The organism is Chitinophaga filiformis (genome assembly GCF_023100805.1).
GTDB classification, from domain to species: Bacteria; Bacteroidota; Bacteroidia; order Chitinophagales; family Chitinophagaceae; genus Chitinophaga; species Chitinophaga filiformis_B.
The window spans coordinates 7808613-7831624 of the sequence record NZ_CP095855.1; the positions used below are offsets into that span (position 1 = coordinate 7808613).

Here is a 23012-nt window from a genome sequence, read left to right on the forward strand (position 1 = left end):
GAATAAAATGAACTCCTTCACAGATAAGGGTATAATATATTAAAAATCAACAATTTACTGAGGTGGCAAAATAGACATTGCCATGTGCGGCATTTCAGCCCTGATGGGGATGTAGCTGTGCTCCAATAAAAAACCGCCTGACCAAGGGCCAGACGGCACATATTTCCTTTTTAACTTATCTCGTAATCAAACGCATAAACTCATTCCTCGTCCTGCCATCTTCAAACTGTCCTGAAAAGGCGGAAGTTGTTGTTACTGAGTTTTGCTTCTGCACACCACGCATCATCATACACAGGTGCTGCGCTTCTATCACCACTCCTACACCCAGTGGCTGCAGCGTTTCCTGGATAGCATCCAGGATCTGGTGGGTCATCCGTTCCTGCACCTGAAGCCTGCGGGCAAACACATCCACGACACGGGCAAGTTTGCTCAGACCCGTAATATATCCATTAGGAATATAGGCAATATGCGCCTTCCCGAAGAATGGTAACATATGGTGCTCGCACAGGGAATACAATTCAATATCCTTTACGATCACCATCTCACTATATGCCTCAGTAAACTTAGCTCCTTCCAGGATAGCCTTCGCATCCATCTGGTAACCTTCAGTGAGGAATTGCATTGCCTTGGCCACACGTTCCGGCGTCTTCAGTAATCCTTCCCTTTCAACGTCTTCTCCTAATAATTCGATACTGCTCTTGTAATGATGAATCAGCTCATTCGTTGTCTTTTCATCATACGTTTCTATCTTATTGTAAGCCATTACTATAATTAACTTAGTCTAATAATCGGCAATTCCTGAATTTCCTTGGTATGGGATACCTCGTGGCTCATTTGGCGCCAAAGTATTCTACATAGATACGAGGCGTTTCATACAGCTTAATACAATGTAACTCCACTCCGGCAGGCAGGTGAGGTGTCAGCTGGTCCCAGATACCTATAGCGAGATTTTCAGCAGAAGTAAATTTACCGGCCATGAAATCAACATCCACATTCAGATTCCTGTGGTCTACCTTTTCCACGATATAATCCTTGATAAGTACGCCGAGTGTCTTGGCATTAAATACAAATCCGGTTTCCGGATCCGGCGTTCCCTTCACAGTGACGTGTAATTCGTAATTATGACCGTGCCAGTTTTCGTTAGCACATTTACCAAACACTTCCTCGTTCTTTTCCTTACTCCAAGCGGGATTGGACAACTTATGCGCCGCATTGAAGTTCTCCACACGCGTTAAATAGATCATTATTTACTCTATATTTTCCGCAAAAATACAATAATTCGATCAGAACCGATCGTTACACAAAAACCAAAAGCGCCTACCTTTGCATCATGAAAATATTGGTTACCGCAGCTACTACCTTTGAAATCCAGCCTTTTATGGACCATCTGGCCGGGAATAATTACCGGAATTGCCAGGTAACCACCCTGATCGGGGGCATCGGCATGATGCACACCGCCTACCAGTTGGGCAGGCAGTTTGCCACATCTCGACCGGATTTTGCCATTCAGGCCGGTATTGCCGGTTGTTTTGATCATTCCTGGGAAATGGGAAAAGTAGTGATGATCGATAAAGAACAATTGGGCGACCTGGGCGTTGAGGACGATCAGGCGTATAAAGACTTGTTTGATATACAGTTATGGCAGCCGGATCAGCCTCCCTTCACCAACAGGCAACTTATCAATCCGCTGAAAGACGTTCCTCACCTGCCGGCGCTGCCAACCGCTTCCGGTGTAACTATCAATACCGTCAGTGGTAGTGAGCGTACCCGTCAGCTGTTGGTCGACAAGTACAATCCGGAAGTAGAAAGTATGGAAGGCGCGGCTTTCCATTATGCCTGCCTGCTGGAAAATATTCCCTTTTTGCAATTGCGCAGTATCTCCAACTACGTGGAGGTGAGAGATAAAAGCAAATGGAAGATCCAGCTGGCTATTAAAGAATTGAATGATGCATTGATTAAATATTTTGAACGATGGAACTAACATTAGGATTTTCACCATGCCCAAATGATACATTCATTTTTGATGCGATGGTGAATAACAAGATCGATACAAATGGCCTCACCTTCAATACACAGCTTGAAGATGTTGAAACACTGAACAAGTGGGCCATGCAGGGCAAACTGGCCGTTACCAAACTGAGTTTCGGCGTATACCAGAAAGTGAAAGACAAGTATGAACTGCTCAACAGCGGCAGCGCACTTGGCAGGGGCTGCGGACCGCTACTCATTTCAAAAAAAGATATCCCGCAGGAAAAGATCAAAGATTGTAAGATCGCTATCCCCGGGGAAAACACCACAGCTAATTTACTCTTCTCTATTGCGTTTCCCGAAGCTAAACAGAAAGAAGTACTGATATTCTCTGATATCGAAAACGCCGTACTGGACGGCAGAGTAGATGCGGGTGTGATCATCCATGAGAACAGGTTCACCTATCAGCAGAAAGGTCTTGTGAAAATTATTGATCTGGGTGAATACTGGGAAAATACTACCGGCAGCCCTATTCCTTTAGGCGGCATCTTTATCCGCAAAGATATTCCTGATCACATCAAACAACAGGTAGATCAGCTAATACACGACAGCCTGCAATACTCCTACAAACACTATCCGGCCCTGTCATCCTATGTAACAGATCATGCGCAGGAAATGGATGAAACTGTGATGCGCCAGCATATTGACCTGTATGTAAATGATTTCAGTCTTGGTCTCGGCGAAGCGGGTAAAGCAGCGGTCGACAGGCTGATGTCTGTATATGCATAAACATTGATGGTATATAAATAAAAACAGCCCACAGACAATGAATATCTGTGGGCTGTTTATGTCTTAACGGCTGTATCTCACCCGCGCTTCTTTTATTACGATGACCTAAGAAGCTAATGCGGCTTTATACACTTCAAGTACTCTTTTGCGCGCCTGTTCATGCACTACCATCGGCTTTACATAAGTCAGTTCCTCAAATTCAGGCACCCATTTTCTGATGTATTCAAAAGAAGGATCAAAACGTTGTGTTTGCAGCGTTGGATTGAACACCCTGAAATAAGGCGCTGCATCACAGCCACAACCTGCCGCCCACTGCCAGTTACCATTGTTTGCGGCCAGATCATAATCGAGCAATTTCTTGGCAAAATATGCCTCTCCCCAGCGCCAGTCTATCAACAGGTGTTTTGTAAGAAAGCTCGCCGTGATCATACGTACGCGGTTATGCATAAAACCTGTTGTATTCAGTTCACGCATACCTGCATCTACAATAGGATAACCGGTTTGTCCGTCGCACCATTGCTGAAATTCTTTTTCGTTATTCCGCCATTGTATGTTATCATATTCACGACGGAAGGAATATTCCACCACATGTGGAAAATGCCACAAGATCATCTGAAAGAAATCACGCCATATCAGTTCACCCAGAAATGTCTCGTTCAGGCGATTGGCGCGGTCCGCTATTTCGCGAATGCTCATCGTTCCAAAACGCAGATGTAGTCCAATATGTGTAGTACCTTCAATGCCCGGCAGATCGCGCGTTTTATCATAATTCATAATCACGCTGTCCTTTACTCTCATAGAGGGGAATCCCCTGTCGCCGGCAAGGAATCCGATAGCACGCAGGCTGGGCACTTTTATGGTTTTCTGTTTAAAGAAATTTCTGAAGTAGTTTTCTGTAGGATATGCTTGTAAAGAATTTTCATTCAGTAGTGTTTTCCATTTTTTACTATAAGGTGTAAATATCGTGTATGGCTCGCCGTTATCTTTTAAAACTTCATCCCGGTCAAAGATAACATGGTCTTTATACTGATGAAAGCCGATACCCTTTTCCTTCAGCCGCTTCGCAATATCTGCGTCCCGCTTTACTGCATACGGCTCATAGTCAATGTTGGTGAACACTTCCTGCACATGATACTGCGTAGTCCAGTATTCAAATGCCTGTTGCGGAGTACCGTAGTAAATATCCAGCGTACTCCCCAGTTTACTAAGCTTTACCTGCAGGTCATTCAATGTATCGTGAATAAACGTGACACGTCTGTCATGCTTGTCTTCAAGATCATTGAGGATGTTTGTGTCAAACACAAAGACAGGGACAACAGGATTTGTTGACTTTAATGCGTAGTATAAAGCTGCGTGGTCAAGCAGACGTAGGTCACGTCGCAACCAGCATAAGTTTATAGTCGGAGGCATAAGAGTGGTTAGTTTTGCATTCTCAAATAAACAATCTCAGGTACAAGATAAACCAGATAAGACAAAGAAAGTTCCGCTAAAAATATGCCACTGTCATGCAGGTTCAGTATATATTACTAAATAGGTAATCGTATATTTTTTATCTATAATCCTTCGTGGATCAGCTCATGTAGAATAACTGCAGTGGCATTTCCATAACTACTATCGCGGAAGGAGCCTACCCAGCGGATACCGGTAACAGCATTAGTCAGAAATATTTCATCTGCCGTCTCAAGATCAGCCACTGTTATAGGTTTCTCAGTAACGGTGAACGGCAGCTCCATACGCAGCAGGTTCTTACGCATCACTCCACATACCCCTCCTTCCGATAAAGGAGGTGTGATAATCTGCCGGCCATGCACAATAAAAAGATTGGCAATGGTAGTATCTGCCACTCTGCCACAGGGGTTCAGCAACACTGCTTCATTAATGCGGTGTTGCTTTGCGTACATGGCAGCCATAACATATGGCAGGCAATTGTTCGATTTGATATAGGAGTATTTGTCGCTTGGTTTTCTTACATCGGGGAAGATATCCAGTTTCAGCCCGGTCTCATTTAACTCCAGCGTCTGCCGGCCGAGTTCCCAGCTCTGTATAATAAAATTCGGCAGGTTATTGACAGGGTCATATAAGCCTCCGTCGGACCTGAAGAAAGTCATTCTTACCCTGGCGAGCCGGTCATGACCGTTCCTGCTGCAGAGGTCTGTTACAAGCCTGGTAAAATATGATTTTGTAAAATGCTGGGGAACATCAAAATGAAGGAGGTTCATGCTGGACATGAGCCGTTCAAAGTGCAGGTCAGCCAATAAGATCCGTCCCTGGTACACCCGCATGGTTTCAAAACAACCATCTCCATAACGGAAGGAACGGTTATCGGCCGTTAATATAGGTTCGGACGCCGCAATAAACTTACCATTATAACATAAAGACCCCGATTGCACTTCGAACACTTTAGCATTTAATTGGACTGTTAAGTTACGGAAAATTAATGGGGTAAAAATGGGTAGCGGTTACCCGGCCTGATGCCGGATAACCGTCTTTTTTCACATAGGACAGGGGTTCTTCCCGGCTTAAGCAGAGATGGACACCTGTAATGACTGACAACCCAGTATTGGAAATTGCTGATAATACGGAAACATTCACGCGATATTATATACAAACCTTGTACTGGCTTGCTATCCGTTAAGTGTGACACAGTATTCTTTCATAATTCAAAAAAAAGTATAAGATAAATAGGACACTTCGAACAATCACATGACAGGAATTAAATTCCACCATATACCATTCGGTACCTGTAATCATTCAGTATTCTTTTCCGTTCAGGATAGATACATACGTGGTCTCACTTTCATAGTGTATTGCTTGATTCTCTGACGTTCACGACAAATTTCACAATGTTCCTGACATTGTACGATTTAAGTTTTGGTTCTCCCCTCCGGGAATATTTCTTCTCTTATCGGATCTGATTTCGAATGCTGTTCACATACATTACTGTTGCGTAATTGCTATCAGTAATTGACACAGCAAAGATGCTGATTTTGTTTTATTATACAATAGCAAGTTAAGGGTATTGCAAATATGAGGGATAATACTTATGAAAAAATAAAAAATTAGGAATTGAGCATTTGACACGAAGTACTATTGTGGTATGTCAATTCCTGATTCAGATTTAATTCAGTTTCATTTCTGGTATATCTCCGCTGACTATCAGTCGTCCTGCGGTCTTCGCAACGATCTCTTCCACACTCACACCGGGAGCTCTTTCAAGTAAGCGGAAACCTTCGGGAGTAATATCCATCACTGCCAGTTCAGTTACCACTTTCCTCACACAGGATACCCCTGTCAGCGGTAAGGTACACGTTGGTAGTAATTTGCTTTCTCCTTTTGGATTCGTATGCATCATGGCCACGATAATATTTTTCGCGGATGCTACCAGGTCCATCGCACCACCCATTCCTTTTACCATTTTACCGGGTATTTTCCAGTTGGCGATATCTCCTGCATCAGACACTTCCATTGCGCCCAATACGGTAAGATCCACCTTTCCTGCCCTGATCATGCCAAAGCTCTCAGCAGAGTCGAAAAAAGCGCCTCCTGGCAGTACGGTGACGGTTTCTTTACCTGCGTTGATCAGGTCTGCGTCCATCTCCTGCTCTTCAGGATAAGGCCCCATACCCAGCAGGCCATTTTCAGACTGTAACATGATAGAGATGCCTGGCGGTATAAAGTTGGCCACCAGGGTTGGTATACCGATACCCAGGTTCACATACATACCATCGCGCAGTTCCTGTGCTATTCTTTTGGCAATGCCGTATTTATCTAAAGACATAACGATTTTCGGATTTGAGGTTGCTTAAGCTGTGAGGGTCAACCCATTTTTATGGTTTTCCGCTCTATGCGTTTTTCATAATTACTTCCCTGGAAGATACGGTGTACATAAATACCCGGTACATGGATCTGGTCAGGATCAAGTTCTCCTGGCTGCACCAGGTGCTCTACTTCGGCGATCGTGATATTGCCTGCTTTAGCCATGGAAGTACTGAAATTGCGGGTGGTTTTACGGAAAACGAGATTACCCATCGTATCTCCTTTCCAGGCTTTAACGATAGAAAAATCTGCATGCAGGGCCAGCTCCATCAGGTATTGCTTACCATTGAACTCGCGCGACTCCTTTCCGGCGGCGATCTCCGTACCATAACCGGCAGGGGTGAAAAAAGCGGGAATGCCCATACCTGCCATCTGGATGCGGGTAGCCAGGGTACCCTGGGGGATCAGTTCTACCTCCAGTTCGCCGGAGAGCAGCTGACGTTCAAATTCAGCGTTCTCTCCTACATAAGACGAAAGCATTTTTTTGATCTGCCGCGTTTTCAGTAGTAATCCGAGGCCAAAATCGTCCACGCCGGCATTATTTGAAATACAGGTTAACTGTTGAATGCCCTTACGCACTAAGGCGGCAATACTGTTTTCGGGGATGCCGCACAAACCAAATCCGCCCAGCATTAAGGTTGCGCCGTCACGGATGTCATGCAATGCCTCATCAGCATTAGCTACAACTTTGTTCATGTTTTGGTGATGTTTTTAAAGAGGATGGCCTCAGTTCCCCGGCTTAGCCAGTTTGGGCATGGGATCATGCTTTGGTGGCAGATGGTCGAAATTGATGCCTCTCTTATTTTTCTTAACAAATGGAATTAATGTATCCTGTTCACCTGAAATTAGGCTATTATTATTAACCGGCAAAAGCGAACGGCGGTTTGTAACATACTCATGCCGTTTCAGGTTCAGATCCAGCATGTTTTTATCGCTGGTGACAGATGCGAACATCATATCGTATACTTCTTTGAACTTGTTGGGGTGCGACTCATAATAGGCATAGCTATGTCTGAACGCTTCAGGGGTCAGTTTATGCAGGTCCAGCACCTGGCGGTAATACACCTTCAGCCTTTGCTTGCGCACGGAGTCACTGACGATCACGTTGGGCTGGTCATCATCCGAAGTGCTGCTATATACATCCGCCAGGTTCATGTCCAGTAACACGTCGCGCATTTTTTCCTTTGGCAGAACGTCTTTCGGTACCTTATCCGCCTCCCCGCACGCCGTTATCAACAGCACCAGGCAAACTGCTATTATTCTATACATAAATGATTTTCCTTCTTCAGAATGCAAAGCTATTTCATCTGCTGATATTTCGCAGCATTGGTGACGTCCATTATGGCAAGTAATTGTGCCGCACGGGATTTTTCCTGCGGGGGTGATTTTGCAAAGATCTTCTGCAACTCATCCGCTTTGGCGGTAAAGAACGTGGCCATCAGCATAGAATTGGGTATATCCTGGTAGATGGCATACAACATATTCAGGCAATTCATCACCGCATTACGACCCTTATTCATGTCCTCATACATCATATCAAGCCCCTGCCGGTGGTATTGATACATCACATCATGAAAACGGGCGAATTTCACATTCAGCAGATTATCCTGCAGCCAGTAGCGGTTACGGTTACCTTCAAAAGGTTTCCATCCGGAAATGTCTTTACCGTCGGGCGCATTGGTCACTATGTTCAGCGCTCTTTTATAATAATCGTCTCCTCCCCTGGCCGCAAAAGAATCTGCGTCCAGTCCGAGAATAATGTAAGTATAGTATGCGAGGATAGCTGTGAGGTTGGATGCCAGCGGGTCATTTCCCACTACACGGTTATCACTGAATTCCAGGGGCTGGAACTCCACATAACGGAACACCACATTCTGATCCTGTGTGTTCAGGAGGCTGGTCAGGTATCCAGCATTATATACCGGCCGGGTGGCCTGTATGGTCAGGGTAGCCTTGAAGGTATTGTTGCCCAGGTCTTCTGTGATATTGACCAGGAAATTGCACTCTATCCGTTCTGCCGGCGTATACGCTTCGTCCGTCCACCTGCGGCCATTCAGGAATTCCCTGATAGAATTCTGCAGGGTAGTAAATACCTTCCTGCTGGTATTGTTATTTACCAGCCTGCCGGTAGTGACGGTAACATTTGCACGGAGTTCCTGTGCCTGCGCGGGCATCAGCGCCAGCAAAGTTCCTGCTATTGACATGATGAGTGCAAAACACCAGGTTCTGTGTTTTGCATACCATAAGTGAGCGTTATTAGCCATTGTGATCATTCTGGTTATATAGAGCATGTGTTTAGACTACCAGGGGAGCGCTGTTAAGGTGAACAATGTCCACGATAGCAGCTACTATATCCTGCGCCACCTCCAGTTTGGATTTCAGGGGCAGGTCCCTTGCATCGCCTTTCTTGTCGAATAAAGTTACCTTATTGGTATCATGATTAAAGCCGGCGCCTTTATCATTCAGGGAATTCATTACAACAAGGTCCAGGTGTTTCTCACGGAGTTTCTTCAATGCATACTCCCTTTCGTTGTTCGTCTCCAGTGAGAACCCAACCAGCACCTGTTTATCGGTACGGGTGGCGCCAAGCGTGCGCAGGATATCTTTCGTTTTTTCCAGTTCCAGCGTCAGGGCATCTCCTTCTCCTTTCTTCATTTTGATATCTGCCACGTGTTTCGGACGGTAATCTGCCACGGCTGCGGCCATCACAATCACGTCGGCCTGGGTGAAATGCGCAGCGCTGCTGTTGAACATATCTTCCGCAGTCACTACCCGGATGGTATTGATGGCCGGGTTGACAGCCGAGAGGCCTGTGGGCCCCAGCACAAGGGTAACCTCCGCTCCGGCAGCGGCCAGTGCATCTGCAATAGCAATTCCCATCTTTCCGCTGGAATGGTTACTGATATAACGTACAGGGTCTAAGGGTTCTTGCGTAGGACCAGCAGTTACCAGCGCTTTTTTTCCTTTCAGTGGCAGACCGGCAAAGACAAAGGCCTGCTGATCAATGTGCTGTGCAGATTGCCCGGCGCCGGGTTGTGCTGCGGGCTCAGGTTGCCCTGTCAGACCGGCACCGCCCGGTGTTACTTCTGGTTTATGCTGTGTATGCCCGGCGCTGAAATGCGCATCGAGATATTTTACAATATTTTCAGGTTCAGCCATACGGCCTTCGCCAAACAGGCCACTGGCCAGTTCGCCTTTTTCTACCGGTATTTGCTGGTGACCGAAAGAGAGCAGTTTACTGATATTGTTCCGCGTAGCAGGATGATGCCACATATCTTCATCCATAGCCGGTGCAAAGAGGACGGGGCAGGTGGCAGACAGGTAGGTAGCCATCAGCAGATTGTCACAGGCTCCGTTGGCCATTTTAGACAGGGTATTGGCGGAAGCCGGGGCTATCAGCATAACATCTGCCCAGCGGCCCAGCATCACATGGTTATTCCAGCTCTGGTTATCGCTGATGGTCACCGGCACTTCATGTTTAGATAAGGTAGCGAGGGTCAGCGGCGTAATAAAATCGCAGGCAGAAGGGGTCATCACCACTTTTACATCTGCGCCTTCTTTTACCAGCAACCTGACGAGGGTAGCGGCCTTATAGGCAGCAATGCTGCCGGATACACCCAGTAATATTTTTTTTCCTTGAAGCATGACCTATTGGCTATTAAACAAAAAGGCGGCAGAAATATGTTCCTGCCGCCATGAAGTTAGATATTTTTCAGTCAAACTACTTAACTATACAAGTCGTCGTCGTTCCTGCGGAAGTAGATCTTATCTTCCAGGAATTCCTGTGTAGCCTGGATAGCCGGATTAGCCATCCTCTCATAGAAACGGGAGATCTCGATCTGCTCTTTATTCTCATGCACTTCCTCCAGGTTGTCTGTGTGGCTGGCAAATTCTTCCAGCTTGGAGTGCAGTTCTTCCTTCACAGATATGTTGATCTGGTTGGCGCGTTTCGCGATCACTGCAATAGATTCATACAGGTTACCAGTTTTGCTCTTGATCTCGGTAGTATTTTTAGTTTCTACCATCGGATTGATGCTACTGGTGAGACCTCTTTTTATTTTGCTCATTCTCCAGGGAATTATTGTGTTTATTAATTGTTTTTAGTTTCGGTATCGGCTTTCTCAGATTTCTTTGATTTATCTGATTTTTCCGTTTTGTCAGCCTTTTCAGCTTTATCTGCAGCTTTTTCGGCTTTTTTTGCTTCTTTCTTCAGGCGCTCGGGCTTCGTATTATTATTATAGCTTTCAAGCGTTTTGATGTTGCCTTGTGCTAAGGTATAATATTTCTCAGCATCTCCCTTCAATTTGCTGTTCGGATAGTGATCGGCAAAATCCAGGTATTCAGACAGTACCTCGTCGTAGCGTTCCCTTTGCTTTTCCCATATGCTGTTCTTTGCATACTGGTAATAAGCCCTGATAGCCATATACTTATACTCATCGCTCTTATCAGAGTCCGGGTAGTTGCGCATCAGGCTTTTGAAAGAGATGGCGGCTGCCTTGTAATATCCTAAGTTATAGTATAACTCCGAGTTATTATATTCTTTCTTTTCCAGCTTCCTGCGGCACAGTTCGATCACGAGGTTAGCCTCAGGCACTTTATCGGAAGTGGGATAGTTGTTGATGAAGGTTTGCATGGCTGCAATCGCCTTCTGTGTATTGGTCTGGTCCAGCTGCACTTTGGGAGACTGCTTATAATAGCAGTAAGCCTGCATATAGTCCATTTCAGTAGCTCTCGGACTGTTCGGGAAGTTATCCAGGTAGTTCTTGAAATAGAACCCGGCCTGTACATAATCCCTCATTTTATAAGAGCAATAGCAGTAATTATAATAGATAGGTTCATACTTATCAGTTCCCTTATAGACCTGGAACAAAGACTCGTACAAGGCCTGGGCAGAAGTATACTTCTTTTTGGCATAGAGCTTATCAGCATATGCCAGCTTGGCTTCGTAGTCCTTGCTTTTTTCAATTCTGCGCAGCTCCGTATTACATGATACTGAAGCTGTTGCTGCCACAAAAAGACTGATGTATAAAACTATTTTCCGCATAAAGAGGGCAAAGTTAAGAATTAAATGTAAATGTAAGATAGGGCGGGGATCGAAGCTGTTAAAATTTTGCAAAAGCCGGGGCCGCAACCCGTCCTGTCTGTCCTGAATAATCGCTTCCGGACTTACCGAACCGGTAAACCCGCCGCTTCCCATCTCACAACAGGATTTTTCGGAAATACCCCACTTTTTACCACCCGAATCATATTCCCCCACTTTTTACCACGACAATCTATTTTCTCCACTTTTTACCACGATAACCTCAAATGTGGTGGGTTATCTGAAAATATTGCAAGTCCATTGTGTTTTAAGTCCACTCCTGCTTTAAACGCCCGCGGGAGGAAATATGGGACAGTTTTGTACTGCCAGAGGGGCGCCGACCGCCATCCCATACTGAAACTGAACTACTGAGCGTGATAAAGCAGAAAGTCTCATAGGCCTTGTGCACGAAAGAAGGTTCACATTGAAAATGAGTTACTTAGCATAATAAAGGAGAGAATCATCCATAAGCAGACGACAGGGGAATGCCAAGCATCACTTTACCATGAAAATGAAGCACTTATTAACAAACAAACTATTATCGGCCAAAGGTCCCCCAAGCGCTATCCTATTGAAACCGACCTCTTAACAAGGGTATAGCGCGAACTTCTGATGAACAAAATAACACTGAAAATGAATCCTTTAGCAAAAAACCATAAAAGCCACATCCACGTTATAAACAAATAATACACACTTATAAACACAATATTAACACGCTATCCACATCAATCCACATACATTACACAATAAAACTCACACAATTCAATATTATAGGCAACGAAACTGCTGTGGAAAAAATTTATATTTCATTTTTTCGTTAGAGAGTGGGAAAAAGTGTTATTTTGTGTTAGAAAAGTGTTTTTCAAGGACTTTCGCCCCCAAGTATGACAGGCTTTCTCGGTGAATATGAGGCTACGCTGGATGCAAAAGGGCGCTTTCTACTCCCCGCTGGCTTTAAAAAGCAGCTGGCAGAGAGCGCAGGGGAGCAGTTTGTACTTAACCGCGGGTTTGAAAAATGCTTGTCTTTGTATCCCATGAATGAATGGCAGCCAATTTTCGAGCGTATCAGCAAGCTAAACGACTTCGATCCGAAAGTTAGGGAATTCCGCCGCTATTTTCTGAATGGAGCTACAATATGTGAACTGGATAGTGCAGGGAGATTATTAGTACCAAAAAACCTGATGTCGTACGCTTCGCTTGAAAAAGACATTGTGCTGGCGGCGGCAACCAATAAGATAGAGATCTGGGATAAAGGTAAATACCAGGAGTTCTTTGAAAATTTCTCACCAGGATCATTTAGTGACCTGGCCCAACAAGTAATGGGAGGCGGAGATAATAATATTTCGATTTAACCGAGTATGGAAGAAGGTTCAGCATATCATCTGCCCGTGTTACTGCAGGAAGTGATCACAAACCTGCAGATACGCCCCGACGGTGTATATGTAGATGCCACTTTTGGAGGAGGGGGCCATTCCAGGGCAATCCTGGAACAACTAAATGAAAACGGCAGACTGATCGTATTTGACCAGGACGAAGATGCTTATAACAACCGGATAGATGACCCCAGGGTCACTTTTGTTCAACAGAACTTCCGGCATATGCAGCGGTTCCTGAAGTTATACAAGTCAGTCCCGGTGGATGGTATTCTGGCTGACCTGGGCGTTTCTTCCTGGCAGTTCGATACCGCAGAAAGAGGATTCAGTACCCGCTTCGACGGCGACCTGGATATGCGGATGGATAAGCGCACTACGCAGACCGCCGCAGATGTTCTGCAATCATCTACCGAAAAACAACTGCAACTGATCTTTCAGGAGTATGGCGAAGTAACAAACGCCCGCACCCTTGCAAAGACCATCGTGCAGGAACGCAAGGCAAGACCAATGCGTACCATTAGCGAATTCAAATCTGTAATTCAGCCGATAGTAAAAGGTAATCCGCAGAAATACCTGGCACAGGTGTTCCAGGCACTGCGAATTGCAGTCAACGATGAACTTGGCGCCCTGAAAGATATTTTGATCCAGTCGGCGGAAGTGCTGAAACCAGGCGGGAAACTCGCCATTATCACTTTCCACTCGCTGGAAGACAGACTGGTGAAAAACTTTATGAAAATGGGACAATTTGAAGCACAGGATGACACGTTCTCTTTTGAAACGCCTCCGAAACTCTTCAGATTAGTGACTAAAAAGCCAGTAACTGCCAGCCCCGAAGAGCTGAAGCGCAATACGAGGTCCCGAAGTGCAAAACTCCGGGTTGCCGAAAAATTATAAGATTGATTATGAATCCGCTATGCCAATGTACCTGTTTAACGACAGGCTACATTGGCTTAGTAGCATAAATAATAAAAAGTGTTGCAGGACGAAGAAGCATACATATCAGCCTTAGACGAGACCCCGGAAGAACAACCGGAACAGCATGAACATAAGAAGGAATGGCGCCTTCGTATCAACTACAGGGCCATCACCCAGAATATGCCGTTCATCGGGTTCCTGTCCGTACTCGCACTGATATATATTGCCAACAGTCACCTGGCAGAAAAAAAGATCCGGCGCATCAATAAACTTGGCAAGGAAATAAAGGAACTCAAATGGGAATACCTCAATGTCAAAAGTGAACTGATGTTCCGCAGTAAAATGAGCGAAGTAGGCAAAGCAGTTGAGCCCCTGGGACTAAAACCGCTTAACTCTCCGCCACAGAAAATTGAACTGGAGAAAAAGGAATAACCTTTTATACATAACAAACAGTGGAAGTAAAGAAAGACATATTGTGGCGTGTGTATCTGTGCTTTATAGGCATGGGACTGTTTGGTGTGGCAATCCTCGTAAAAGTGTTCATGGTCCAGAATATAGAGGGCAACTACTGGCGTAGTATGGCAGACAGCCTGCATACCCGCTACGTTTCTCTCGATGCCGACCGTGGCACCATTTATTCAGAAGAAGGCAGAATGCTTTCCACATCCATCCCTTACTTCAACCTGAGGGTGGATTTTGCTGCTGATGGCCTGCGGGAAAACAAAGGAAAGCTATTCAAAGACAATGTTGACTCATTGTCTATTCGCCTTTCTGCCCTGTTCGGCGATCATACGGCAGCTGAATACAAACGCATCCTGCTGGATGCCTACAAAAATAAAGACAGGTACTTCCTCCTGAAAAGAGATGTACAGTTTGTCCAGTACCAGGCAGTCCGCGACTTCCCTATGTTCAGACTGGGAAGGAACAAGGGCGGCCTGATCGCAGAAACGAAAAATAAACGCATCAACCCCTTCAAACTATTGGCTAACCGTACAATAGGATTGTCCAGGGAAAATGCACAGAACGTAGGTCTCGAAAGGACCTACGATAAATATTTAAAAGGCGTTACCGGTAAAAGACTGATGCGCCGTATCGCCGGTGGAACATTTGTTCCCGTGGAAGGATACGATATCGAACCTGAGAACGGACGGGATATCGTCACCACCATAGACGTCAATATGCAGGACATCGTAGAAACAGCGCTCATGAACATGATGGTGAGCAATGAAGCTGAACACGGCACCTGCATCCTGATGGAAGTGAAAACCGGTAAGATAAAAGCCATTGCCAACTTAGGCCGCCAGCCGGATGGCAGCTACTGGGAGGACATGAACTATGCCTTACAGGTGGGCGAACCTGGTTCCACCTTTAAACTGGCTACCGTGATCGCCGCCCTGGATGACCAGTACGTTACCATGAACAACCAGGTGAACCTGAACGAAGGCCGCTGGCAGATTGGTAAGAGAACGGTGTTTGATTCCGAACCTCACCCCGGACAAACGAACGTTAGCATCAAACATGCTTTCGAACTGAGCTCTAACGTGGGAATGGCAAAACTGGCGATGCAGTGTTACGCAAAAAGACCGAACGACTTTGTAGCGCACCTGCGAAAGCTGAAACTGGATAAACCCACCGGTGTCGACCTCGTAGGAGAAGGCAAGCCGGTGATCAAGAATACCAAGTCAAGAACATGGAGTTCCACCACCCTGCCATGGATGGCCTTTGGATACGAAGTGTTGATAAGCCCGTTACAGACCTGTATGTTATACAATGCAGTGGCTAATAACGGCACCATGATGAAGCCTTACCTGGTAAACGCTATCATGGAATATGGTCAACCGGTGGAATACTTTGATCCGGAAATTATTCTGGACAGTATCTGCTCACAGAACACCCTCAGACAGGTAAAGCAGATGCTGGAAGGTGTAGTGACCAATGGTACGGCTAAAGCCTTGTGGTCACCGTACTACAAGTTTGCCGGCAAAACCGGTACCGCCCTTGTAGCCAATGGCAAACGGGGGTATGAAGATAAGATCTACCAGTCTTCATTTGCAGGGTACTTCCCGGCCAACGATCCGCAGTTCACCTGCGTAGTGGTGATCAAGAACAAAGCCAATGCGGCGAAGTTCTACGGAGGTGCAGTAGCAGGACCGGTGTTCCGCGAAGTGGCAGACAAGCTGTACGCGATCGCCCTGGAGAAACAAAAACCAATGCGCGCCAGTCTGGCAATAGATACACTGCTGGCGTTTAAGAACGGACAGGGGCGCGAATGGAAAACAATACTGAACAAACTGAACCTGCCGATGCAGGGGAATGTGAATAACAGCAGCTGGGTAAGCGCTAAAGTGGATGATAAAAAGATCGTCTTCGCGCCGGTACAGCAAGTGAAAGGTGGAGTGCCCAATGTAACGGGGATGGGCTTAAAAGATGCACTGTACCTGTTAGAGAATGCAGGGTTGCGTGTGGTGATAAAAGGAGCCGGTAAGGTGACAAGCCAGTCAATACCCGGCGGCTCCAGGTTAGAAAGAAATCAGACAATCGTAATAGAACTGAGCTAAGAGAATGAAGACGTTGCGCGACATACTATACAATGTGAGCATCCGTGAGGTACACGGTAGTACTGATACTGCTGTTAACTCACTGAGCATTGACTCCCGGGCCATTGGCCAGGGAGATGCCTTTATTGCAATAAAAGGCGTACATGCAGATGGCCACCTGTTCATAGATAAAGCTCTTGCACAAGGCGCCGCAACTATCATCTGTGAGGAACTGCCGCAAAACCTGGCGGCCGGAGTTACATACGTACTGGTGAACAGCAGCGCTACAGCAGCTGGTATCATTGCAGGTAACTTTTACGATAATCCTTCGCATAAACTGAAACTGGTAGGCGTGACAGGTACCAATGGTAAAACCACCATCGCTACCCTCCTCTTCCGCCTGTTCAGTAAACTGCGTTTTCATTGCGGACTACTGTCCACCGTGCAGAACCAGATCGGCGATAAGATCGTTCCGGCTACACATACCACGCCCGACGCTATTCACCTGAATGCCCTGCTGGCAGAAATGGCAGACGAAGGCTGCGAATATGTGTTCATGGAAGTGAGCTCGCATGCAGTACACCAGCAACGTATTGCAGGACTGAAATTCGCCGGTGGCATATTCAGCAACATCACACACGATCACCTGGATTACCACAAGACCTTCGACGAATATATCAGGGTGAAAAAAGCCTTCTTTGACGGACTGCCGCCCACTGCCTTTGCACTCACCAACCTGGATGATAAACGGGGTAATGTAATGCTGCAGAACACCCGTGCAAAGAAACAGTCATACAGCCTGCGCACAGTGGCTGATTTCAAGGGTAAGATCCTGGAAAACAACCTGACAGGGCTGATCATGACGGTGAATGAAAAAGAGGTGCATTTCCGCCTGATAGGTGAATTCAATGCATACAACCTGCTGGCAGTATACGGCGCAGCCGTACTACTGGGACAAAATAAGGACGAAGTACTACAGGCACTGAGCGACCTGACAGGCGCTGAGGGCAGATTCGACTATATCATGTCCGCACAGGAAAAGATCATCGGTATTGTCGACTATGCACATACACCAGACGCACTGCTGAACGTACTGGCCACTATCAAAAACCTGCGCAAAGGCAACGAACAGGTGATTACAGTAGTAGGCTGCGGCGGCGACCGTGATACGGCCAAACGCCCCGTTATGGCAGCAGTAGCGACTGAACACAGTGATAAGGTGATCCTGACTTCCGACAATCCACGCTCGGAAGACCCGGTAGCCATCATTCAACAGATGGAAGCAGGTATACCAGTGCACCAGAAGAAAAAATCACTGTCTATCACCGACAGAAAAGAAGCCATTAAAACAGCTGTAAGCCTGGCTAACCCGGAAGACATTATCCTGGTAGCCGGCAAAGGCCACGAAAAATACCAGGAGATCCAGGGAGTAAAACATCCTTTCGACGACAAGCAGGTATTGCGCGAAATGCTGGAACTGATGGGGAAATAACAACAATGCTGAGACAACTAACGAAACTAAACCTGTAAGTAACGAATACAGGCAAAGACAGAGACTAACTAACTATATGCTATATTACTTATTTAACTATCTCAAATCATTAAACTTCAGCGGTAGCGGGATGTTTCAATTCATCACCTTCCGTGTTACAATGGCATTGCTGCTGTCGTTAGCGATTTCTTTGTTATTAGGTAAGCGCATCGTTCGTTACCTGCAGCGCAAACAGATCGGGGAAACTATCCGCGACCTGGGACTGGCCGGAGAGAACTCCAAGAAAGGTACCCCTACCATGGGTGGTCTCATCATTCTGTCTTCCATTCTTATTCCTACCCTCCTCTTTGCTCAGATCAAGACCGTATACGTATGGCTGATGCTTTTGTGTACAGTATGGCTGGGACTGATCGGATTCCTGGATGACTACATCAAGGTGTTCAAGAAAAATAAAGAAGGACTGGCTGGTAAGTTTAAAGTACTCGGACAGATAGGTCTGGGTATCATCATAGGCAGCACATTATATTTCAATGAGAACGTAGTGATATCCCGCGAGATCATCAGCGGTAAAAAACTTGCTTCCTATGAAAGAGATGTGCACCACAAAGAAAGGGTTACAAAAGATGGTCACCGTTTTGCCGATGTAAAGACGCCGATCACCACCATTCCTTTTGTAAAAAATCATGAGTTCAACTACGCCAAACTGATCTCCTGGATGGGAGAAGGTGCGGAGAAATATACATTCATCCTGTATATCCTGATCGTCATTGTCATCATCACAGCCGTCTCGAACGGCGCGAACCTCACGGACGGCCTCGATGGGCTGGCCACGGGAGTCTCGGCAGTGATTGGCGTGTGCCTGGGCATCTTTGCCTATGTATCGGGTAACATTCAGTTTGCGGAGTATCTGAACATTATGTACATCCCTAACCTGGGTGAATTGTCCATCTTCATTGCCGCCTTCGTGGGTGCATGTGTGGGCTTCCTCTGGTACAATGCTTATCCGGCGCAGGTATTCATGGGCGATACCGGTAGCCTTGCACTGGGTGGCATCATCGCTTCCATCGCGATCATCGTAAGAAAGGAATTATTGATACCCATTTTCTGTGGTGTGTTCCTGGTAGAGAATCTCAGCGTTGTGCTGCAGGTATCCTACTTCAAATACACCAAGAAGAAATACGGAGAAGGAAGACGCATTTTCAGGATGTCTCCCCTTCACCACCACTATCAGAAGCTGGGATATCATGAAAGTAAAATTGCAACAAGATTCTGGATCATTACCATCATCTGTGCAGCAGTGTCTATAGCAACGTTGAAAATGAGATAAACATGCAAAAGAAGCTCGTCATACTCGGAGCCGGCGAAAGCGGCATCGGTGCTGCCCTCCTGGGGAAGCAGCGGGGGTATGATGTATTTGTGTCTGATGGCGGTGCTATAAAGGATATCTACAAACAGGAACTGGCGGTCAACCATGTTCCATTTGAAGAAGGCAGGCACTCCTGGGATGTGATCCTGAACGCTGATGAGATCATCAAAAGCCCTGGTATACCGGAGAAAAGCGAGTTGATGAAAAAAGTGCGGGAGAAACAGGTGCCTGTGATCTCTGAAATAGAATTCGCTTACCGGTTCAGCAAGGACAGCAAGGTCATTGCCATCACCGGTAGTAACGGTAAAAGCACTACCACTGCACTGACCTTCGACATCTTTGAAAGAGCAGGACTGAAAGCAGCCATGGTAGGGAATATCGGCCTTAGCTATGCAAGGCAGGTAGCCACAGCGCCGGCGGATTACTATATCGTGGAGGTGAGCAGTTTTCAGCTGGACGATATTAAGGAATTCAAGCCCAACGTAGCCGTTCTGCTGAACATAACACCAGACCATCTGGATCGTTATGACTACAAAATGGAGAACTATGTGGCGTCAAAATTCCGCATAGCGATGAACCAGGGTCCGGAAGATTATTTCGTCTATTGCATGGATGATCCCGAGATCAGCGATTATTTAAGGAAGCAAACTATTTATTCAACAACAATACCCTTTACTATCATGGAACCATTAAAGCAAGGAGGATTTATGGCAAACGAACAGGTGAACATCCAGGTGAATGATGAGCCAATGATCGTATCAATGTATGATCTTGCGCTGAAAGGCAAACATAACTTGTATAATTCAATGGCAGCGGGTATTGCAGGACGCACCATGGACATCAGGAAGGAGAAGATCCGCGAGAGTCTTACTTCTTTCAAGAGCCTGGAGCACCGCATGGAGTATGTAGCTACTGTGCGCGGAGTGGATTTCATTAATGATAGTAAAGCAACCAACGTAAACTCGCTGTGGTTTGCATTGGAAAGCATGGAACACCCTGTAGTGCTGATCATGGGCGGTGTGGACAAAGGAAACGACTACAGCGCGATCCGTGACCTGGTAAAAGAAAAAGTAAAAGCAATTATCTGCCTCGGTGTAGACAATGCGCCTATCCAGGAAGCGTTATCTAGCGATACACCAATAATGGTAGATACACGCAATATGAAGGATGCTGTTCAGGCAGCATTCCAGCATGCCGCGAAAGGAGATGTAGTATTGCTCTCCCCTGCTTGCGCCAGCTTTGACCTCTTCAAAAATTACGAAGACAGAGGCAAGCAGTTCAAGGAGGCAGTCAAAGAACTGTAACCGGCTTGTTGTCTGAAAGTAATACACTCAGACAACAAGCGCCAAAAGAGTGAAATGGACGTACTTCATAGGACAAAAGGAGACAAAGTGATATGGACGATCGTGATCTTCCTGTCACTGGTAAGCCTGCTCGCTGTTTACAGCGCCACGGGATCGCTGGCGTATCGCGAACAGGGAGGTCATACGGAGTACTATCTTTTCAAACAGCTGAGTGTACTGGGCATGGGACTGCTGATCATCTACTTCGCACATAGAGTGAATTATACTATTTACTCACGTGCAGCGCAGATAGGGTTTCTTGTCTCTATACCATTACTGATCTACACACTGGCATTCGGACACAACATCAACGACGCCAGCCGTTGGATAAGGCTGCCAGTTATCAACCTGACATTCCAGACATCGGATGTGGCCAAACTGGCCATATTCATGTATGTAAGCAGACAGTTGTCCAAACGGCAGCATGTGATCACTGATTTCAGGAAAGGCTTTTTGCCCATCATTATACCGGTAAGTATCATCTGTATGCTGATCATGCCGGCAAACATGTCTACAGCATTGCTGCTGGGCGCCAGCTGCATGATACTGTGCTTTATAGGCCGGGTACCTGTCAGGTTCCTGGCTTCCATGGTCCTGGCTGTAGTGGTACTGGTGCTGCTGATGTTTGCCATTGCGAAGCTCACAGGACTTGAAATGCGTACACAAACCTGGATAAACAGGCTGGAACATTTCTCGGGAGAAGACAACTCCGATCTGCCTTACCAGGTGCAACAGGCAAATATTGCCATCGCCGGCGGAGGCATACTGGGTAAAGGTCCAGGCAACAGCACACAAAGAAATTTTCTTCCTCACGCATATAGTGACTATATATATGCAACAATTATCGAGGAGTATGGTATCTTTGGCGCCTTTTTGATATTGATGGCCTATATGTTGCTACTCTTACGGAGCATCCGCATATACAGGAAATGTCCTTATGCATTTGGCGCATTTCTCGCAGTAGGGCTCAGTGTCACGCTTGTAATACAGGCACTTACAAATATGGCGGTCAATGTGGGACTGTTCCCTGTAACAGGGGTTACACTACCACTGGTAAGTATGGGAGGTTCTTCCGTGATCTTTACCAGCCTTGCCATAGGAATTATACTCAGCGTATCGCGCAACGTAGAAGAACTGGAAGGAAAAAGAATTGAACAGGAGCGGATCGCTAAAGTGATGGAAGAAAACGGCATGCAGCCGGCAGCTTAAACAACCAACTTAAAAAAGATACAAAATGCAACGCAGAATAATCATAGCAGGTGGCGGAACAGGAGGACATATCTTCCCGGCTATCGCTATTGCCAATGCGTTGAAGAAAATAGACCCGGAAACGGAGATCCTTTTCGTAGGCGCCAAGGGAAAGATGGAAATGGAGAAAGTGCCTCAGGCTGGCTACAAGATCGAAGGACTCGAAATAGCGGGATTGAACCGTAGTAACATGTTGAAAAACCTGTTACTGCCTTTTAAAGTGATCAAAAGCCTGGGACAGGCACGCCGCATTATTGAACGCTTCCAGCCACAAGCCGTGGTGGGCGTTGGCGGTTATGCCAGTTTCCCTATCCTGCGGAAAGCCCAGAGTAAAGGCATTCCGACGCTGATACAGGAACAAAACTCCTTCGCAGGAAAAGCCAACATGATGTTGGGAAGAAAGGCTAAGAAGATCTGTACCGGCTATGAGGGCATGGAAAAGTTCTTCCCGGCTGATAAGATCATTTTCACTGGCAATCCTGTAAGAAATAATATCACACAGTCGTCCGTGACAAAAGAAGATGCATTGCAGCACTTCGGCCTGAAGAACGGTAAAACAACCGTCTTCGCTGTTGGCGGCAGCCTGGGGGCTAAAGCCATCAATGAAGCACTGCATCCGCTGCTGTCCGGCTTTGTAGAGAAAGATATCCAGCTGATCTGGCAAACAGGTAAGCCATATTTTGAAACAGCTAAGACTGCAGCAGCTGCATATGCATCTCATGTGAAGGTGTTTGAATTCATCAACCTGATGGACTTTGCCTACAAAGCGGCAGACGTAGTGATATCCCGCGCAGGCGCACTGGCCATTGCTGAATTGTGCGTAGTGAAGAAGCCAGTCATCTTTGTACCATATCCCTTTGCAGCAGAAGATCATCAAACCTTCAACGCGCAAAGCCTGGTGAATAAAAAGGCTGCCATCCTGATCAAAAATGATGATGCCGCAGCACAGCTTGGAACGACATTATTCAGCCTGGTACAAAACAAAGCACTGCTGGAACAACTGTCAGAAAATATCGGAAAACTGGGTAATACCAATGCCGATATGGTCATAGCAAAAGAAGTAATGGGATTAATAGGGTAATCAG

22 protein-coding genes are annotated in these 23012 nt (G+C 46.2%); 11 read left to right on the plus strand and 11 right to left on the minus strand.

Annotated features, from left to right (window positions below):
• Positions 1–175: 175 nt before the first annotated feature.
• Both folE and MYF79_RS30495 read right to left on the minus strand, forming a co-directional pair.
• Positions 176–763, minus strand: a complete 588-nt coding sequence (gene folE / locus MYF79_RS30490; protein ID WP_199653270.1) for a GTP cyclohydrolase I FolE — start codon at positions 761–763, stop codon at positions 176–178.
• Between the two features lie 67 nt (positions 764–830).
• Positions 831–1244 (minus strand): 6-pyruvoyl trahydropterin synthase family protein, encoded by a 414-nt coding sequence (locus tag MYF79_RS30495; RefSeq protein WP_247811611.1) that lies wholly within the window; start codon positions 1242–1244, stop codon positions 831–833.
• An 86-nt stretch (positions 1245–1330) separates the two neighbouring features.
• Between MYF79_RS30495 and mqnB the strand changes: the two genes are divergently transcribed.
• Together mqnB and MYF79_RS30505 are read left to right on the plus strand one after the other, a co-directional pair.
• Entirely contained in the window at positions 1331–1981 is a 651-nt protein-coding gene (mqnB, locus tag MYF79_RS30500) for a futalosine hydrolase (RefSeq protein ID WP_247811612.1), read from the plus strand.
• Positions 1972–2757 (plus strand): 1,4-dihydroxy-6-naphthoate synthase, encoded by a 786-nt coding sequence (locus MYF79_RS30505; RefSeq protein ID WP_247811613.1) that lies wholly within the window; start codon positions 1972–1974, stop codon positions 2755–2757. Before mqnB ends, MYF79_RS30505 begins: the two co-directional genes overlap by 10 nt.
• A 105-nt stretch (positions 2758–2862) precedes the next feature.
• Here MYF79_RS30505 and MYF79_RS30510 read toward each other — a convergent pair whose 3' ends face one another.
• The 9 genes from MYF79_RS30510 to MYF79_RS30550 form a co-directional block, all read right to left on the minus strand.
• Positions 2863–4140 (minus strand): cryptochrome/photolyase family protein, encoded by a 1278-nt coding sequence (locus tag MYF79_RS30510; protein ID WP_247811614.1) that lies wholly within the window; start codon positions 4138–4140, stop codon positions 2863–2865.
• 170 nt (positions 4141–4310) lie between these two features.
• Entirely contained in the window at positions 4311–5156 is an 846-nt protein-coding gene (locus MYF79_RS30515; protein WP_247811615.1) for an aminotransferase class IV, read from the minus strand.
• A gap of 719 nt (positions 5157–5875) precedes the next feature.
• Positions 5876–6535: a 3-oxoacid CoA-transferase subunit B gene (locus MYF79_RS30520; protein WP_247811616.1), complete on the minus strand. Its 660-nt coding sequence runs from the start codon at positions 6533–6535 to the stop codon at positions 5876–5878.
• Between the two features lie 38 nt (positions 6536–6573).
• The gene (locus MYF79_RS30525; RefSeq protein WP_247811617.1) at positions 6574–7269 is read right to left on the minus strand and encodes a CoA transferase subunit A; all 696 of its coding nucleotides are present in this window, start codon (positions 7267–7269) and stop codon (positions 6574–6576) included.
• A 30-nt stretch (positions 7270–7299) separates the two neighbouring features.
• Positions 7300–7842, minus strand: coding sequence for a DUF4296 domain-containing protein (locus MYF79_RS30530; RefSeq protein ID WP_247811618.1), 543 nt, complete (start codon positions 7840–7842; stop codon positions 7300–7302).
• Positions 7843–7871: 29 nt separating this feature from the next.
• Entirely contained in the window at positions 7872–8837 is a 966-nt protein-coding gene (locus MYF79_RS30535) for a DUF4835 family protein (RefSeq protein ID WP_247811619.1), read from the minus strand.
• A 31-nt stretch (positions 8838–8868) separates the two neighbouring features.
• Positions 8869–10218, minus strand: coding sequence for a bifunctional phosphopantothenoylcysteine decarboxylase/phosphopantothenate synthase (locus MYF79_RS30540; RefSeq protein ID WP_247811620.1), 1350 nt, complete (start codon positions 10216–10218; stop codon positions 8869–8871).
• A gap of 80 nt (positions 10219–10298) precedes the next feature.
• On the minus strand, positions 10299–10640 hold the full coding sequence (locus tag MYF79_RS30545) for a DNA-directed RNA polymerase subunit omega (RefSeq protein ID WP_199653280.1): 342 nt from the start codon (positions 10638–10640) through the stop codon (positions 10299–10301).
• A 23-nt stretch (positions 10641–10663) separates the two neighbouring features.
• Positions 10664–11617, minus strand: a complete 954-nt coding sequence (locus MYF79_RS30550) for an outer membrane protein assembly factor BamD (RefSeq protein ID WP_247811621.1) — start codon at positions 11615–11617, stop codon at positions 10664–10666.
• A 920-nt stretch (positions 11618–12537) separates the two neighbouring features.
• Here MYF79_RS30550 and mraZ point away from each other — a divergent pair.
• The 9 genes from mraZ (at position 12538) to murG (ending at position 23008) form a co-directional block, all read left to right on the plus strand.
• Positions 12538–13005, plus strand: a complete 468-nt coding sequence (mraZ, locus tag MYF79_RS30555; RefSeq protein WP_089828277.1) for a division/cell wall cluster transcriptional repressor MraZ — start codon at positions 12538–12540, stop codon at positions 13003–13005.
• Positions 13006–13011: 6 nt separating this feature from the next.
• Positions 13012–13920 (plus strand): 16S rRNA (cytosine(1402)-N(4))-methyltransferase RsmH, encoded by a 909-nt coding sequence (gene rsmH, locus MYF79_RS30560; RefSeq protein ID WP_247811622.1) that lies wholly within the window; start codon positions 13012–13014, stop codon positions 13918–13920.
• A gap of 78 nt (positions 13921–13998) precedes the next feature.
• Positions 13999–14373, plus strand: a complete 375-nt coding sequence (locus tag MYF79_RS30565; RefSeq protein ID WP_247811623.1) for an FtsL-like putative cell division protein — start codon at positions 13999–14001, stop codon at positions 14371–14373.
• 20 nt (positions 14374–14393) lie between these two features.
• Positions 14394–16499 carry a penicillin-binding protein gene (locus MYF79_RS30570; RefSeq protein ID WP_247811624.1) on the plus strand — a complete coding sequence of 702 codons (2106 nt, stop codon included), beginning with the start codon at positions 14394–14396 and terminating at the stop codon, positions 16497–16499.
• 4 nt (positions 16500–16503) lie between these two features.
• Positions 16504–17970, plus strand: a complete 1467-nt coding sequence (locus MYF79_RS30575) for a UDP-N-acetylmuramoyl-L-alanyl-D-glutamate--2,6-diaminopimelate ligase (protein ID WP_247811625.1) — start codon at positions 16504–16506, stop codon at positions 17968–17970.
• A gap of 76 nt (positions 17971–18046) precedes the next feature.
• Positions 18047–19297, plus strand: coding sequence for a phospho-N-acetylmuramoyl-pentapeptide-transferase (mraY, locus tag MYF79_RS30580; protein WP_199653285.1), 1251 nt, complete (start codon positions 18047–18049; stop codon positions 19295–19297).
• A gap of 2 nt (positions 19298–19299) precedes the next feature.
• Entirely contained in the window at positions 19300–20640 is a 1341-nt protein-coding gene (gene murD / locus MYF79_RS30585; RefSeq protein WP_247811626.1) for a UDP-N-acetylmuramoyl-L-alanine--D-glutamate ligase, read from the plus strand.
• 54 nt (positions 20641–20694) lie between these two features.
• Positions 20695–21888, plus strand: coding sequence for an FtsW/RodA/SpoVE family cell cycle protein (locus tag MYF79_RS30590; RefSeq protein WP_247811627.1), 1194 nt, complete (start codon positions 20695–20697; stop codon positions 21886–21888).
• A 25-nt stretch (positions 21889–21913) separates the two neighbouring features.
• Positions 21914–23008: an undecaprenyldiphospho-muramoylpentapeptide beta-N-acetylglucosaminyltransferase gene (murG, locus tag MYF79_RS30595; RefSeq protein WP_247811628.1), complete on the plus strand. Its 1095-nt coding sequence runs from the start codon at positions 21914–21916 to the stop codon at positions 23006–23008.
• The last annotated feature ends 4 nt before the right edge of the window (positions 23009–23012 follow it).